Here is a 16,726-nt window from a genome sequence, read left to right as displayed (position 1 = left end):
TCAAACCTCGATCGTTTTCGGACGGCGGCGTTCGAACCACATCACGACCATCAGGCGCGTCACGAAGATCGCGGTGAAGACCGAAGTCAGAATGCCGAGGCCCAGAGTGATTGCAAAGCCGCGCACCGGGCCACTGCCCATGGCAAACAGGATCACGGCGGTGATGAATGTGGTCACGTTCGCATCCAGAATGGCAGACAGCGCCTTTTCATAGCCCAGTTCGATTGCGCGCGCCGGACCTTTGGCGGATTTCAATTCCTCGCGGATACGTTCAAAGATCAGCACGTTGGCGTCCACCGCCATACCGACAGTCAATACGATCCCCGCGATACCCGGCAGGGTCAAGGTTGCTCCGATCATGGACAGCAGACCGAACAACAGGCCCACATTGATGATCAGCGCGATGTTGGCGAAGATCCCGAACAGACCATAGCTGAGCGCCATGAAAACCAACACCGCGACAAAGGCCACGATGGTGGCGACTTTGCCCGCGTCGATACTGTCCTGCCCTAACTCGGGTCCGATGGTACGTTCTTCGAGGAATTCCAAACCGGCAGGCAGTGCGCCCGCTCGCAGCAGGACGGCCAGGTTGGTGCTTTCCTCAACCGTAAAGTTCCCGGTGATGATGCCCGAGCCGCCCGGAATATGACTTTGGATCACGGGGGCTGAAATCACTTCATCGTCCAGAACGATGGCAAAGGGGGCTCCGATATTGTCGCGGGTGTAATCCCCAAATTTGCGCGCACCAGACGTGTTGAACCGGAAGTTGACCGCAGGGCGGCCGTTTTGGTCGAATGCGGGCTGCGCATCGACCAGTTCCTCTCCGGTAACGACTGGAGCGGACTCAATTGTGTAGTAAACACCGCTTTCGTCAATCGACGGCACGATTTCTTCGCCGATGCCTGCAACGGCATCCGGATCGGTGCCGCGTCCGGCAACCGGGTTAAAGGTCAGTTGCGCCGTCGTGCCGATGATCTCTTTCAACTCACCCGCGCTGCCGATGCCAGGCACCTGAATCAGGATACGATCGGCACCCTGACGTTGAATGGTCGGCTCTCGGGTGCCCACTTCGTCGATCCGGCGGCGGATGATTTCCAACGATTGACGCACTGTGCGGTCGTCTGAGGCCAGTTTTTCTGCCTCGGACAACTGAACGACAATCGTGTCGCCTTCGGCACGTGCCTCGATATCCGTTGCCCCGACACCGGTCAGGGTCTGCACTTGACGGGCAAGACCGCGCACGACCTCCAGTGCCCGCGCCATGCCCTCAGGCTGGCTGATGCGCACGCGAATCTCATCTGGGGCCGATTCCTGACGGCGGACCGTCCCAACGGTCGAACGCTCATCGCGCAGGGCGTCACGGATATCTGGCCACATCGCCTCCATCCGGGATTCGTAGACGTCCTGCACCTGAACTTCGGCCAACAGATGTGCACCGCCGCGCAGGTCAAGGCCCAGATTGACCAGTGACGAGGGCAGCCAGTTCGGCCATTGCCCCGCCTCGGCCTGCAACTCGGGCGTGTCCACGCCCAGCTCGATCGCAGCTTTGGCGTCGTTTGATTGCTCGACCCGTGTATAAAACGCATTTGGCAGGGCCATGATCAGGCCAGTCACGCAGACCAGCCAGATCAGAACCCGCTTCCAGGTATCAATGTGCAGCATTACCCTGCCTTTTCAAGGATTTGTAAGGTGATGTTATTTCGCAGGTTCGGTTTTGTTCAGAACCTGAGCGATGGTCGATTTAACCACACGCACTTTAACACCTTCGGCGATCTCGACTTCGATCTCGTTTTCGCCTTCCTTGACCTTCGACACTTTGCCGATCAGCCCGCCTTGGGTGACAACCTGATCCCCCCGACGCACGGCATCGACCATGGCCTGATGTTCCTTCATTTTCTTCTGCTGCGGACGGATCAGCAGGAAATACATGATCGCAAAGATCAGGATAAGCGGGAGAAACTGGGCGATTGCGCCACCTTCCATGGGATATTCCTTTGTTCAGATCTTGCGGCACCGTTCCGCAAATTTTGCCGGAACCTATGCTTTGAAATGCGCGTTTGCAAGCAAAGGTGGTCATGTGATCGGCCGCAACCTGACAAAGGTGCCACATGAACCGGTCAATCGTTGCAGATATGTCCTATGCAGATATCTCAATTTGGCTATAGTCGAACATCAGGGGGGGCAATGAGAGCTAGATACAAACCATTCCAATCGTTGACGCTTTTGCTGTCTCTGCTGAGCTTGATCTTGTGTCTGGCCGCATCGGTGAAGGCCCAGGAATTGCCTGCCGAAGCCACCGAACCCGAGGCGGAAGAAACCGAAAGTTTCAAGGCACCCGTCATCGTGGACGGCGACATGTTGTTCTTCCTGCGCGGCTCCAGCGCCCTGCCCGCGCCGGAACGTGCCGAAAGCGTGCAGAACAAGATCATTGAGGTGGCCGAGGCCTCGGAAAGCCCCACGGTCGACATCACCTTTGAAGAAACCGACCTGGGTATACGCATTCGCGCCGACGGTGAAATCGTATCGATCGTTACAGTTGCAGACGCCGAACTGGACCAGATGGAGCTGGACGTCCTCGGCTTCTTGCATGGTCAGGCCATCGAAGAGGCCATCCTTGCCTACCGCTCCAACCGTACAGATCAAGCCCGGGTATCCGGAGCGATTGAAGCCGCGGGATGGACCTTAGGTTTTGTCGTCTTCGTGCTGGTTATCCTTTGGCTTCACCGGCGGATCAGGCGGCGCACTCTGAAACTGGTAAAGCGTTATTTGAAGGATGTCGAAACGGCGACGGCCAAAAGCGTTCAGGCCGAAGCAATCGCCGCCCTGATCCGATACGGGCTGAATTTTGCCCTGTTGGTCATCTTCTTTCTCGGCTTCTACTACTACCTGTCCTTCGTTCTACTGGCCTTTGCGGAAACACGCTATTTCGCGCAACTGCTGCTTACCTATCTGACAGAACCGGTACTGCTGATATTCAAGGGAATACTCAGCTATATCCCAAACCTGATTATGCTCAGCCTGATCGCATGGGTCACGTTGTACATAATCAAGGGCATGCGCGTGTTCTTCGACGCGGTCGAAGCCGGTTCGTTCGAAATGGGCGACTTTGAAAAACACTGGGTCAATCCGACGTTCAACATCGCTCGGGTTGTCGTGATTCTGATCGCGCTCGTCTTTGCCGTTCCCTACATTCCCGGTTCGGATTCGGCCGCCTTCCAGGGTCTGACCATTCTGGTCGGCGCCATGCTGTCGCTGGGTGCCAACTCGGTCGTGTCCAACATGCTGGCGGGGCTTTTCGTGATCTATCGCCGTTCCACGTCAATTGGCGACCGTATTCAGATCGGAGAGCATATCGGCGACGTGGTTCAGATCAAACTGATGGAGACGCATCTGAAATCCATCAAGAACGAGCTGATTTCGATCCCGAACGCACAGTTGATGAATTCGGACGTCGTGAATTTCTCGAAGAAAACCGATGGCAGTGGGTTGCTGCTGCACACGACGGTTGGCATCGGATATGAAGAACCGCCCGAAAAGGTCGAAGCGATGCTGATCGAGGCGGCCAACCGCACCAAGGGGATCAAGGCCAAACCTGAACCTTTCGTGTTGTGGACGGCGCTGGCCGACTACGCCATCAATTATCAGATCAACGGTTACACCACCCGCGGCAGCATCATTCCCAAAATCCGCTCGGACCTGCATCGCAATATTGTCGCCGTTTTCAATGAGAACAAAGTGCAGATCATGACGCCATCTTACATGGCTGATCCGCCAGAACCAAAAATCCCGGCCGAAGACTGGGACGGACATCTGGCACATGAAACCCACGACGAGGCCGATAAGTCGTAACCGGCGCTACACCCTGCCCCACAGATGGTGCATAAGCGGTTTCAGTGATTCACGCATTCAAGGATCTGAGACATGCACGACATCCGCGCCATTCGCGAAAACCCTGCCGCTTTCGACGCCGCTTTAGCGCGCCGTGGGGACGCGCCGGTGTCGTCAGATTTGCTCAGGCTGGACGAAAGCCGCCGCGCCAAGATTCTGGCGGCCGAAACAGCGCAAGCCGAACAGAACAAAGCGTCCAAGGAAGTTGGGGCTGCCAAAGCTCGAGGCGACGAAGCCGAATTCGAACGCCTGCGCGCGCTGGTCGCCGAGAAAAAGGCCGAAATCGCGCAAATGCAGACCGAGGCCAAGGATCTGGATGCCCTGCTGACGGATCAGTTGATCCGGATCGCTAATCTGCCCGCCGAGGATGTGCCGGATGGCGTGGATGAAAACGACAATGTCGAGATCAGCCGCTGGGGCACACCGCGTGAACTGGATTTTGCGCCCAAGGAACACTTCGAGATCGAAGCCGTTCAGCAAGGCATGGATTTCGAAACCGCGGCCAAACTCTCGGGTTCGCGATTTGTGCTGCTGTCCGGTGGCGTCGCCCGCATTCATCGCGCTTTGGCGCAGTTCATGCTGGATACGCATATCACCGAAAACGGGCTGACCGAGGTGAATGGCCCGGTTCTGGTTCTGTCCGAAATGATGCAGGGCACCGGCCAATTGCCGAAATTTGGCGAAGACAGCTATCAGACCCGCGAAGGCTGGTGGCTTATCCCGACCTCCGAAGTGTCGCTGACCAATATCGTAAACGATAGTTTGATCGAGGAAAGCTATCTGCCCCGACGCTACACCACGCATTCCCTGTGCTTCCGGTCCGAGGCCGGATCCGCGGGCAAAGACACCCGCGGGATGTTGCGGCAGCACCAGTTCGAAAAGGTCGAGATGGTGTCGATCACGCATCCGGACAAATCGGATGAAGAACAAAAGCGCATGCTGCGCTGCGCCGAGGGCATTCTGGAAAAGCTGGGCATTCCTTACCGCACTGTCATCCTGTGTACCGGTGACATGGGCTTTGGCGCCCGCCGTACCTATGATATCGAGGCCTGGTTACCCGGTCAGGACACCTATCGCGAGATCAGCTCGGTTTCGACATGCGGTGATTTTCAGGCCCGCCGCATGAACGCAAGGTTTCGCCCCGAAGGTGGCGGCAAGCCAGAATACGTCCATACGCTGAACGGTTCGGGTTTGGCCGTTGGGCGTTGCCTGATTGCCGTGCTGGAAAATGGCCAGAACGCGGACGGCACCGTGACCCTGCCCGAAGTCCTGAGTCCCTATCTGGGCGGCAAACTGACCCTGCAACTGAACGGCACACTGGCCTGAAAAACGAAACCGGCGCCACCGGGCGCCGGTTCACAATGCAAGACGGGGCGAAGAAATTTATTTCTTCGCCTTTTTCTTGTCCTTCTTGCTATCTTTCTTCTTGTCACTTTTTTTCTTGCCCTTCTCGGCGTCCTTTTTGCCCTTCTTGGCGTCTTTTTTGCCCTTCTTGGCGTCTTTTTTCTTTTCGTCCTTTTTCGATTTTTTGTCCTTCTTGGACTTTGCTTTCACCTTATCCTTGGCCTTGGAAAACGCTGCTTCCATTTCTTTGCGTTTCTTGGCGGCTTTTTCAGCTTTCGCCTTGGCCTTGGCCTTTTTCTTGGCTGCGGCTTCGGCTTTTTCGGCCGCCGCTTGTTCTTCTGCCGCTTTGCGTGCAGCTTCTTCCGCCCGTTTTTCTGCCGCTACAGCGGCCACGGTCTTGCGCGGGGCGGCTTTTCGTGTCGCCGGCTTTCGGGCGGCTGGTTTTGCGGCTGCTGGCTTCCGTGCCGCTGGCTTTCGTGCCGGCGCCTTGCGCGCGCCAGGCTTCCCGGCAGTGGGTGTTGCGGCTATTGCGGCTTTTGCGGCTTCGATCAATACGGCGGCTCGGCTCTCACCGACCCGAGGAACCTTGACAAGATCTGCGGGTGACGCCTTCGCTATCGCTTCTGCGGTCTTAAAGCCATTGGCTGCAAGGGCTTTTTCCAGCGCCTCTCCCACACCTTTTACGTCGGTCACTGCAGTCATCTAAGGGTCCTTTCTCTATCGCCCTGCCTCATCGCGTATACATTGGAAATGCATGTACGCCAGTTCAACACTTGCCTTCTCAGAGCCAATGGATCAGCTATGCGCCAACCCAGCGGTTCGGTCATTTTTCGGGAATGGCACGAGGCGTTTCGCATCCTCATCCCAAAGCTTGAGGTTCAAAGCCGCCACTGCCTCGGGGAACTTGATCCGACGAGGCGTGAATTCAGGCGGCAGGTTATAGTGGCAGGCCCGCAACCGGTACGATGGGATACGTGCGTTGTAATGATGGATGTCATGTAGCGTGATGCAGGCGACGGCAGTATCGAACCACCATCCGAAATCCAGTGCAGAAGATCCATGCAACGCTGCAGTCTGCGGGTTCAGATCAGGACGGCGATCCCAATAGGTATCTTCAAAATTGTGTTGCAGATACACGAGAAACACACCCAGCATTCCGCCCAGAAAAGAAAACACCAGCCAGACCAGAATACCGGTCATGCCCGCCACCAGGTACAACAGGCCCAAAAATACGATGATCGAGGCATTGTGCAGCAAGACGCCTTTGACACCGAAACGAACAGTGTTCTTGGGCCAGCGATAGCGAATGAAATATGTGAACAGCGCACCGACCGGCACCAGAATGAAAGGGTTTCGATACAGCCTGTAAAACAAACGTGTTTTCCAGTCCGCGTTTTTCCATTCCCGCAATGTCATCGTGTGAATTTCGCCGGTCTCACGATGCTCAAGGTTTCCGATCCCCGCGTGGTGCAGATTGTGGTTCTGCTTCATCACCTCGAACGGTGCAAAGGTGAATGGCGAAAGACCATGCCCTGCCCATTCGTTCTGCATTCGCGTTTCAAACAGCGAATGGTGCCCGCAATCATGTTGCAGCACATAAAGGCGTACCGCCGAAAAGGCGAAGACGATCCCGGCCGGGATCATGATGTACCAGCGATCCACGAATACGATCGCCAGAGACAGCGATGCGAAATACACCGCAAACGTGCCGAAATAGCTCAGTGCAGCCAATCTGTTGTCCTGAACTGCGTAGTGTCTTGTGTATTCCCTCAGATCCATCCAGTCCGCTCCCCACGATGGCCCTGTTTTAATCTGTTAAAAACCCAGGCGCGGCTTGACCGCGTGCAAGCAATGCATGTGCTGACAGATGCACACACGCGAATGCTAGCGCGCAGAACAGGGGCTGTCACGCCCTCAGAGCGAAAACGCTGAAAATTGGCGCAGTTACGCGCTGGCGTCAGGATCACCGGCACTGAAAAACGCGAGCCTCTCAAAAGAAGGAAGCGCCCGAGAAATACTGCCCTGAAGTGTCTCGAAAAGCTTCAACCGCATTCGCGTGCCCCTCTGAGTTGACGCGTGGAGGCTACCGATCAGAAAAACAAACAGTTTTTTCAGGCCTGTTGATGGACTTTATCGAGAAATTTTTTGCCATTTGCACCATTCATCTGCGTCTCGCTTGCGGGGTGCTCTTATAACGGTTTCAGCACCTCATCTTCTGCCGCCATCTTGACTGGCAATGCAGTCCTGCACGAGTTGCGCGGTCGCGGGCTGCACCTCAATTCAGGATCGCAGTTTGGTCTATGGGGAACGCAGCGGCGTGAACATCGCCTTGCGCTCTGATCCTGCCAAGGCACTGCCTGTCGAGGTCAACTCAGGTTTACAGCGCCGCATAACAACGCTGGTTCCGCCCATATCGCGCAATCAAAACAAACGACCCAATGATGAGGCGGTCAGTTTGGTTTCGAGATTTGATCTGAACTATGACAATGCCGACGCTTCCAAAGGTCTTTTCGGAGGTCGAACGCGAATTGCAACGATCTTCGCGCCAGGTTCAGCCGCGACCGAACTGGCGACGGCCATTGAACAGGGCAATGGGACGTCGGAGGGTATCGCCAATGCCGCAGAAGCGAACCGCGCATTCGTCCTTGGGAACGATTGAGTCAGTCTGCCTGTGTCATCAAAGCCCTGAGTCCGGTGCGCAGCTTACCCGCGCCCCTTCAGATGCTTGGCCAATGCGCCCGCGTTTTTCTTGCGTCGACCCTTGTAGGGGTTCTTGTCCCCCTGACCGCGCAGCGTCAGGCGGATCGGTGTTCCGGGCATGTCGAAATCCTGCCGTAAACCGTTCACCAAATAACGGGTATAGCTTTCAGGCATTTTGTCGGGATGCGAACACATCACCACAAACCCCGGAGGTCGGGTCTTGGCCTGCGTCATGTAGCGCAGTTTGATCCGGCGTCCCTGTGGGGCTGGCGGCGGGTGTTGTTCCAGCATCGCGGTCAGCCAGCGATTCAAGGCGGCAGTCGGCACCCGGCGGTTCCAGACGTCATGGGCGCGCAGGATCGCGGCGCGCAAACGCTCCAGTCCCCGGCCCGTCTTGGCGGAAACCGTGATCAGCGGCGCGCCGCGAAGTTGCGGCAGCAGACGGTCAAACGACTCCTTCAACTCGCGCAGCTTTTCCTGCTTGTTGTCTTCTATGTCCCACTTGTTGACGGCGACGACAACGGCCCGGCCTTCGCGCTCGGCCAAATCGGCAATCCGCAGATCCTGCTGTTCAAACGGGATCGCGGCGTCCAGCAACACAACGACGACCTCGGCAAATTTTACCGCGCGCAGGCCGTCGGACACGGAAAGCTTTTCCAGCTTTTCCTGTACTTTTGCTTTCTTGCGCATCCCTGCGGTGTCAAAGATCCGCATCGGCGTGCTTTGGCCGTCCGGGTCAGCCCAGTCGATTCGCAAACTGATTGCGTCACGCGTGATCCCGGCTTCTGGCCCGGTCAACAGACGGTCTTCGCCGATGATCTTGTTGATCAAGGTGGATTTGCCAGCGTTCGGACGCCCCACCACCGCAACCTGCAAGGGTTTGGCTGCAGTGATCAGCGGCGTCTCACCCTCACCGTCTTCGTCCAGTTCAATGTCGGTTTGCGGGGCTTCCTCGACCTGTTTTTCCTCTGCCGCATCCGCCAGAGGCATCAGCTGCGCATAGAGGTCCGTCATCCCTTCACCGTGTTCGCCCGACAAGCGGACCGGTTCACCCAGACCAAGGTTGTAAGCTTCCAGAACACCCGCATCCGCAGCATTGCCTTCGGCCTTGTTGGCCGCAAGGATCACGTGCTTGGACCGTTTGCGCAGGATCTCTGCGAACATTTCATCCGTAGGTGTCACACCCACGCGCGCGTCGATCATGAACAGGCAAACATCAGCCATGTCCACGGCACGTTCCGTCAGACGGCGCATCCGCCCCTGAAGGCTGTCATCCGTCGCGTCCTCAAGACCCGCCGTATCAATCACTGTAAAGCGCAGATCGCCCAGACGCCCTTCGCCTTCGCGCAGGTCACGCGTCACGCCGGGCTGGTCGTCGACAAGGGCCAGACGTTTGCCCACAAGGCGGTTGAACAGGGTGGATTTGCCCACATTCGGGCGCCCCACGATGGCGAGGGTCAGCGACATGATACTCAACTTTCAAGACTCAAGAAGCGCCCTTTAGCGCATCTTGCCGTCAACGGAAAGCGTGTAGATCCCCCTTGGAGGAAACGACATACAGCGTTTGCCCGGCGACAACCGGAGCCGTAGTTGCACCTCCGGGAACTTCGACCTGGTGAACCAGTGCCCCGTTAACCGGATTGAAGAAGCGCAGATAACCATCATTGGATGCAATCACAATACGGCCTCCGGCCAGGATCGGACCGTAATGTGCAAAGATCGGTCCACGGCGGCCTCGCTTGTCCTTGACAAAGCTTGGCAGATCCTGCGCCCAGATGACCGAGCCATCGGCCGCATTCAAGCGCACCAGCTGACTGCGGTCACTGATCAGGAAGATGCTGTTGCCTGCGGGCCAGACAGTATCAACCGCTCCTTCATCGGCGGTCCAGCGGCGTTCACCGGTGGCAGCGTCAAAGGCAACGGTCCGGCCAGAATGGTTGCCGATATAGATTGTGTTTCCGACAACCATCGGACTGCCGGTCACGTCAACGATCTGCGCAGCGGCCCGTCCCCGCCGCCCGCCTGCGACGGACGCATTCCAGCGACGGATGCCCCCACGGCGGAAGGTGGCCGCAACATCGCCGGACCCGAATGCAAACACAGCCAGGTCCGAGGCAATCACCGGTGCCGGTGCGCCCAGAACGTTGCCGACGCTGGGCGTGCCTTCGATTTGCCAGGCGATACGCCCATCCTTGGTGTTGATGGTCCACCCGGTTTCGTCCCCCGCAACTAGGTACAACAACCCGTCATTGACCATCGGAGAGCCGCTTCCGGTTGCGTCCAATCGCTTCTGCCACCGCACGGCGCCCGTTTTTGCATCCAATGCGGTCAGTCGCCCGAACCCGGAGGACACATAGAGGACGCCGTTCGAATACGCCATGCCGCCACCGGTGGCGTCTGCATCACCGTCGCTTGGCGGAACCAGATCGGTATCCCAGGCCAACTGGCCCTGCGGCGTGACCGCTGACACCGTCGCCCCCGCATCCAGCGTATAGATCAACCCGCCCGCAACCACCGGTTCGGCGGTGATACGTTGCTTGCGCGAGTCGCCCTGCCCGATCGACACAGACCAGACCCGCTGTGGCGTGCCACGCAGTGCTGCGTTCGAGGTTCGGTAAGCAGCCGTACCAGGGCTTTGCGGCCAGCTGGCATTCGCTTTTTGAGCTGGCAGGCTGATGGGCTGAGAGCCGCTTTTTTCCACTGTTTCCAGATCAGACGCCGGACGGATGTCTTCACGTTCTCCGGGCAAAATCGCTTCGGGAGGTTCACAGGCGGTCAATGCGGTCAAAGCCAGTGCCGCAACCGGCAATCCCGCGCGGGAAATTAGTCTTGTTACCATGGTGTTCCGAACTCGCCTGTCATTAAGTCTTTTGTCCCGCTTGGTCAGCCCTGTTGCGCCACCAATGGCTCGGGTTCGCCGCCCAACGCAACTATCAGCTGGGCCGCACGCTGTTGCAGATCAATACCGACCTCGGCGTCCTGACGCAGCGCCTGCAAGCGGTCCAGTGCCGCATCGACATTGCCCTCGGACACGTCGATCAGGGCCAGTTGCTCTTCGGCCAGCAGTCGAAGGGGCGCACCCGGCGCTGCCAGCGCTTCGAACTGCTGTCGACGGTCGGCGGCGGGCAAGGTGTCGTTTTGCAACAAAAGCGCCTTGAAGCTTGCGATCGCACGATAGATCTCTGGCAAATCCCCCTGCACGGCAACCGCGTTCAGACTGTTGACCGCCTCTTCGCGCGATCCCGCTTCAAGCTGAGACGCAGACAGCAGCATGTTCAGAACAGCATTCCCGCCCGGCGACTGCGCCTCGATTTCCCGCAAACCGGCTGCCCGTGCATCAGAATCGTTTTCCGACAGGGCCGCAAGAATCGAGTCACCCAGATCCTGCGCCTGGGCCGTATCGCGGGATTTGCGGTATTCATTGAATGCCGCCCCGCCAACAATCAGCGCGACCGCCGCCACACCAACCCAGCCCCAACGGCGCAGCAGCAGATACATCCGGTCACGGCGTACCTCTTCCGTGACCTCATCAATGAAACTGTCGGTGTCGCTCATTCCTGCCCCCTGGGCTGTGTGTCTTGTATAAGTGCGCCATGTCATACCCCGGCACCAACGCCAAGCCAAGGGTCCGATTTTGCGCATTTTCACCGCTTGGCTTCTCTCTTGCGAAAAAAACTAAACCGAACTATTCAGTTTAGTGTAGAAATTACACAGCCGACGCCCCATTTCATACCAAGACGGCCCGCTTTCGTTGGCACCGAATTCTAGGAGAAACACTGAATGCGTTTGATTTCTTTCATCAACGCCCTTCTGGTTATTATTGCGTTGTATTTTCTTGTTTTTGAGCGCGACTCTTTGTTTGCTTTCGCCGGGCGTGGCGAAGCGGAAGAAGCGGCGCAGACCGAAGCCGCCGAATCCGACGAGACCGATATTGATGCCGTTGGCGTAGTCGCCCTGCGTTCGCAGGCGCGCGAAATTGACAGTGCGGTTCTGCTGCGCGGACAAACCAAGGCGAACCGGCAGGTCGAGGTTCTGTCTGAAACCACATCCACGGTCATCTCGGAACCCAAGCGCAAAGGTGCCTTTGTCGAGGCCGGGGATGTTCTGTGTGAACTCGACCCCGGCACGCGCCCAGCGCAACTGGCCGAGGCGCTGGCCGGAAAACTCGAAGCCGAAAGCCGCATTCCCGAGGCTGAAGCCCGCTTGCAAGAGGCGCATGCCCGTGTGGCCGAGGCCGAAATCAATCTGACGGCTTCGCGCAAACTGGCGGAAACCGGGTTTGCTTCGGAAACCCGCCGGATTTCCAGCGAGGCTGCGATGAGCGCCGCCAAAGCAGGTGTAAAATCCGCCGAAGCCGAGCTGGAGGCGACCCGGGCCGGAATCGAAGCCGCCGCAGCGGCTGTCGAAGCCGCGCAGCGAGAGGTTGGCCGCCTGACCATCAAAGCCCCATTCAAGGGTCTGCTGGAAAGCGACACCGCCGAATTGGGCAGCCTGATGCAGCCCGGGTCCCTGTGTGCGACTGTAATTCAGCTCGATCCGATCAAACTGGTCGGGTATGTTCCGGAAACCGAGGTCAACCGTGTTCAGGTGGGGTCCGAGGCGTCGGCAACACTGGTCACCGGTCGGCAGCTTGGCGGCCGTGTCACCTTTCTTAGCCGCTCGGCGGATGAGACAACACGCACCTTCGAAGTTGAAATCACGGTTCCGAACCCGGATCTGACCATTCGCGACGGTCAGACCGCGACCATTCGCATCGCGGCAGAGGGCACCAAGGCGCACCTGCTGCCTCAATCCGCACTGACCCTGAGCAACGAAGGTCAATTGGGTGTCCGTACGGTCGGTACCGGCAATGTCGTCGATTTCATGCCCGTCCGCATTCTGCGTGACACGACAGAGGGCGTGTGGATCGACGGCCTTCCCGAAACGACGGATATTATTGTTGTCGGTCAGGAATTCGTGACACGCGGTGTAACTGTTGCGCCGACCTATCGGGAAGCATCCCAATGACCGGCGTTGTCGCATGGGCTGCTGATCGGGCCCGAATGGTATTGGCATTTATCGCCATCTCGCTCGTTATAGGCGGGTTTGCCTATGTCTCGCTTCCAAAAGAAGGCGAGCCAGATATCGAAATCCCCGCCCTGTTTGTATCAGTGCAGTTTCCCGGGATTTCCGCGGAGGATTCTGAAAACCTGCTGATCAAGCCGATGGAGACCGAACTGGCGGATCTCGACGGGCTCAAGGAAATGACCTCGACCGCTGCCGAAAACTATGCAGGGGTCGCGCTCGAATTTGACTTCGGTTGGGATAAAACCGCGATCATGGCGGATGTGCGTGACGCGATGAACACAGCTCAGGCGGACTTCCCCGAAGGCGCAGAACAGTATTCCCTGACCGAGATCAACTTTTCCGAATTCCCAATCGTCATCGTGAACCTGACCGGTTCCGTTCCCGAACGTACGATGGCCCGTGTCGCCAAGGATCTGCAGGACGATCTTGAGGCTCTGGATTCCGTTCTCGAAGCCGGCATCGCAGGCAATCGCGACGAGATGCTCGAGGTCGTGATCGACCCGCTTCGGCTCGAGGCGTACAACGTGACGGCGGACGAGCTGATCAACGTGGTGCGAAACAACAACCAGTTGATCGCGGCCGGTGAGGTTGAAACCGCACAGGGCACATTCTCGGTCAAGATTCCGTCGTCTTTCAAAACAGCACAGGATGTTTATGGCCTGCCGATCAAGGTCAATGGTGACCGGGTCGTTACATTGGGTGAGTTGGCGCAGATCAATTACACTTTTGAAGACCGTGAAGGCACGGCCCGTTTCAACGGTGAATCGACCGTTGCGCTGCAGGTGGTCAAACGCAAGGGATATAACCTGATCGACACTGTCGCGCAGGTGAAGGAAACCATTGCGCATGCAAAGACCAAGTGGCCGCCCGAGCTTCAGGCGGCGGTTGACCTGGGCACATCGAACGACCAGAGCCGCATCGTCGGCTCGATGGTCAGCCAGCTTGAAGGCTCGGTTCTGACCGCGATTGCGCTGGTGATGATCGTGGTTCTTGCCTCGCTGGGTACGCGGGCCGCCCTGCTGGTCGGTTTTGCGATCCCGACCTCGTTCCTGCTGTGTTTCGCGTTTCTGGCGGTCATGGGGGTCAGCATCTCGAACATCGTGATGTTCGGCCTCATCCTGGCGGTGGGGATGCTGGTGGATGGCGCCATCGTCGTGGTGGAATACGCCGACAAACGCATCAAGGAAGGCGTGGGCCCGATGCACGCCTATGTCGAGGCCGCCCAGCGCATGTTCTGGCCCATCGTGTCCTCGACCGCGACGACGCTGTGTGCGTTCCTGCCCATGTTGTTCTGGCCCGGTATTCCCGGTGAATTCATGGGAATGCTGCCGGTCACGCTGATCTTCGTTCTGTCGGCGTCGCTGATCGTGGCGCTGATCTATCTGCCGGTCATGGGCGGTGTGTCCGGTAGGCTGAGCCGCCTCTTCGACCGGTCCTCGACCTGGTTGCGGGCCCGCACGCCATGGTGGGTACGGGTGTTGATGGTGCCGCCGTCGCTGTACATGATCTTTCTGGGCGCGATGCAGGTTCTGAACCCAAACTACCTGCTGCCCGGTGGCTCGATCGCTGGCGCACTGTTGTTCCTGTTCGGGGCGTTTGCCGGGTCCGTAACCCTGAGCGCGGCGAAAATTGAACGCGGCGAAGAGGACCATGTTCACACTGCAGACGAACACACTCCGTTTGGCCATGTGATCCGGTTCCTGGTCGGCAACCCGATCATGCCTATTGTCTCTCTGTTGGTCGTTTTCTCTGCGGTGTATTTCGTGACATTCGTCTGGTTCCCCCAGGAATCCCGTGGCGTTGAATTCTTCGTGGAAAGCGAACCTGAACAGGCCACCGCATATGTGCGTGCCCGCGGGAACCTGTCCTTGGCGGAAAAAGACGCGATGGTTCTTCAGGCCGAAGAGATCATCGGATCTCATCCCGCGGTCATAAATGTCTTTGCCTTTGCCGGCGAAGGTGGCCTGAACCAGAATAACGGTGGCGCTCAGGCGCCGGCCGATACAGTGGGCCGGGTTCAGTTCGAAATCATCCCGTGGGAAGATCGTCCCAACATCTCGGAATCCGCTCTGTGGGGCCTGTTCGAGCGGCACTTCGTGGCGCCCGAATATGACGGCGACTTCGTGATTGATGAACTGAATGCCCAACTTGCAACGATCCCCGGTATCATCGTCGAGATTCTGCCCTTGGAGCAAGGCCCTGCTTCAGCCAAACCTGTGCATCTGCGCATCAAGGGTGACGGGTGGGAAGACCTGACCTCGGCAGCGATCACCGCCCGCGAGGTTTTCGACACCACGCCGGGCCTGATCAAGACCGAAGACACCCTGCCCCTGCCCGGCATCGACTGGCAGATTGACGTGGATGTCGCCAAGGCCGGTCGGTTCGGAGCCGACGTGGCAACCGTCGGCGCCATGGTCCAGTTGGTCACGCGCGGCATATTGCTGGGCGAGATGCGCCCGGACAGCAATGACGAAGAGATCGAAATTCGCGTTCGCCTGCCCGAAGAAGACCGCGTTTTGTCGACACTGGATACACTCAAGGTTCGTACCCCGGACGGTTTGGTGCCGTTGTCGAACTTCGTAACGCGCAAACCCGTGGCCAAGCTGGCCGAAATCAACCGCGTCGACCAGCAGCGATACTACGACGTCAAAGCGGATGTCGAACCGGGGCTGAGCAAGGTCGTGACCGAAGGCCCCGATGGAAAACAGGTGCGGCTGGCCGTCATGCGTGAAGTGACGGAAGGCTACACACCGAACGGCACCGTTCTGAATGGTACGGGTGGAAAGTCATATGAACTGGTGCAACTGACCGGCGCAGAAAGTGTCGACCAGCTGCGCAGCGCAATCGAAGACGGGGACGCTCAGTTTGCGCTGATCAACCCGAACGAGCGTATTGCGGTGCTGACGGAGTGGCTGGAAACCGGCCCGTTTGCCAACGCGATCAGCTGGGAATGGACCGGTGATCAGGAAGAACAGGAAGAATCCGGCGCCTTCCTGGTGAACGCGTTCATGGGCGCCCTGGGGCTGATGTTCGTGATCCTGCTGGCGCAGTTCAACTCGTTCTACAATTCGGTGCTCGTGCTGCTGGCAGTGGTTCTGTCCACCACCGGGGTTCTGATCGGCATGATCGTGATGGAACAGCCCTTCTCGATCATCATGACCGGGACCGGCATCGTGGCCCTGGCCGGTATCGTGGTGAACAACAATATCGTTCTGATCGACACCTATCAGGAATACAGCAGCTATATGCCGAGGATCGAGGCGATCATCCGCACTGCGGAGTCCCGTATCCGCCCTGTGCTGCTGACCACGCTGACAACGATGGCCGGTCTGACGCCGATGATGTTCGGCCTATCGCTGGACTTCATCAATGGCGGCTATTCCATCGACAGCCCCACCGCACTGTGGTGGAAACAGCTGGCCACGGCGGTGGTGTTTGGCCTGGGCATTGCAACTGTCCTGACGCTGATCGTGACGCCATCGCTTCTGGCCTTGCGGGTCTGGGTGACAACCTATGCGATTTGGCTCAGCCGAGTTCTGGCCCGTGTAACGGCAGGCCGGTCCAGCCAGATCGCGCAGGACATGGCGATAGGGCGCTCTGCCCGGCAGATGCAGGCCACTGAAATTGTGTGGGAGGACGACTCGCGTTTTGAAGGATCAGAACAGGACAGTCGATCAGATCAGTCTGGTCGCCCCTCTGGCCCGCCGCTGAAAGCTGCTGAATAAAG

12 protein-coding genes are annotated in these 16,726 nt (G+C 58.1%); 5 read left to right on the top strand and 7 right to left on the bottom strand.

Annotation, left to right across the window (positions count from 1 at the left end; genetic code table 11):
• Both secD and yajC read right to left on the bottom strand, forming a co-directional pair.
• Entirely contained in the window at window positions 1-1,662 is a 1,662-nt protein-coding gene (secD, locus tag GOW31_RS02145) for a protein translocase subunit SecD (protein ID WP_171167563.1), read from the bottom strand.
• A 33-nt stretch (window positions 1,663-1,695) separates the two neighbouring features.
• A complete protein-coding gene (gene yajC / locus GOW31_RS02140; protein ID WP_152458368.1) occupies window positions 1,696-1,983 on the bottom strand; it encodes a preprotein translocase subunit YajC in 288 nt (95 codons plus the stop codon).
• Window positions 1,984-2,184: 201 nt separating this feature from the next.
• Between yajC and GOW31_RS02135 the strand changes: the two genes are divergently transcribed.
• Window positions 2,185-3,849, top strand: coding sequence for a mechanosensitive ion channel family protein (locus tag GOW31_RS02135; protein ID WP_171167561.1), 1,665 nt, complete (start codon window positions 2,185-2,187; stop codon window positions 3,847-3,849).
• 72 nt (window positions 3,850-3,921) lie between these two features.
• The gene (gene serS, locus GOW31_RS02130; protein ID WP_171167558.1) at window positions 3,922-5,214 is read left to right on the top strand and encodes a serine--tRNA ligase; all 1,293 of its coding nucleotides are present in this window, start codon (window positions 3,922-3,924) and stop codon (window positions 5,212-5,214) included.
• A 57-nt stretch (window positions 5,215-5,271) separates the two neighbouring features.
• On the opposite strand, the gene GOW31_RS02125 is transcribed toward serS, so the two are convergent.
• Both GOW31_RS02125 and GOW31_RS02120 read right to left on the bottom strand, forming a co-directional pair.
• A complete protein-coding gene (locus GOW31_RS02125; protein WP_171167556.1) occupies window positions 5,272-5,934 on the bottom strand; it encodes a helix-hairpin-helix domain-containing protein in 663 nt (220 codons plus the stop codon).
• Window positions 5,935-6,027: 93 nt separating this feature from the next.
• Entirely contained in the window at window positions 6,028-7,011 is a 984-nt protein-coding gene (locus tag GOW31_RS02120) for a fatty acid desaturase (RefSeq protein WP_171167554.1), read from the bottom strand.
• 457 nt (window positions 7,012-7,468) lie between these two features.
• Between GOW31_RS02120 and GOW31_RS02115 the strand changes: the two genes are divergently transcribed.
• Window positions 7,469-7,891, top strand: a complete 423-nt coding sequence (locus GOW31_RS02115; RefSeq protein WP_171167552.1) for a hypothetical protein — start codon at window positions 7,469-7,471, stop codon at window positions 7,889-7,891.
• 44 nt (window positions 7,892-7,935) lie between these two features.
• Here the strand turns inward: GOW31_RS02115 and der are convergent, their stop codons facing one another.
• From der to GOW31_RS02100, 3 genes are read right to left on the bottom strand one after another with little or no spacing between them, the layout of a single operon-like run.
• Complete coding sequence (gene der, locus GOW31_RS02110) at window positions 7,936-9,399, bottom strand: ribosome biogenesis GTPase Der (RefSeq protein WP_171167550.1); 1,464 nt, start codon at window positions 9,397-9,399, stop codon at window positions 7,936-7,938.
• A 49-nt stretch (window positions 9,400-9,448) separates the two neighbouring features.
• Window positions 9,449-10,771, bottom strand: a complete 1,323-nt coding sequence (locus tag GOW31_RS02105; protein ID WP_171167548.1) for a PQQ-like beta-propeller repeat protein — start codon at window positions 10,769-10,771, stop codon at window positions 9,449-9,451.
• A gap of 44 nt (window positions 10,772-10,815) precedes the next feature.
• Window positions 10,816-11,487: a hypothetical protein gene (locus tag GOW31_RS02100; protein WP_171167546.1), complete on the bottom strand. Its 672-nt coding sequence runs from the start codon at window positions 11,485-11,487 to the stop codon at window positions 10,816-10,818.
• A gap of 225 nt (window positions 11,488-11,712) precedes the next feature.
• Between GOW31_RS02100 and GOW31_RS02095 the strand changes: the two genes are divergently transcribed.
• Window positions 11,713-12,939, top strand: coding sequence for an efflux RND transporter periplasmic adaptor subunit (locus tag GOW31_RS02095; protein ID WP_171167544.1), 1,227 nt, complete (start codon window positions 11,713-11,715; stop codon window positions 12,937-12,939).
• Window positions 12,936-16,724, top strand: a complete 3,789-nt coding sequence (locus GOW31_RS02090) for an efflux RND transporter permease subunit (RefSeq protein ID WP_171167542.1) — start codon at window positions 12,936-12,938, stop codon at window positions 16,722-16,724. The genes GOW31_RS02095 and GOW31_RS02090 overlap by 4 nt, the downstream gene beginning before the upstream one ends.
• Window positions 16,725-16,726: the final 2 nt, after the last annotated feature.

Source organism: Ruegeria sp. HKCCA0370 (assembly GCF_013033705.1).
In the GTDB taxonomy this organism is placed as follows: domain Bacteria; phylum Pseudomonadota; class Alphaproteobacteria; order Rhodobacterales; family Rhodobacteraceae; genus Ruegeria.
The sequence above is the reverse complement of the archived record's forward strand: the minus strand, read 5'-3'. Positions and strand labels throughout refer to the sequence as shown.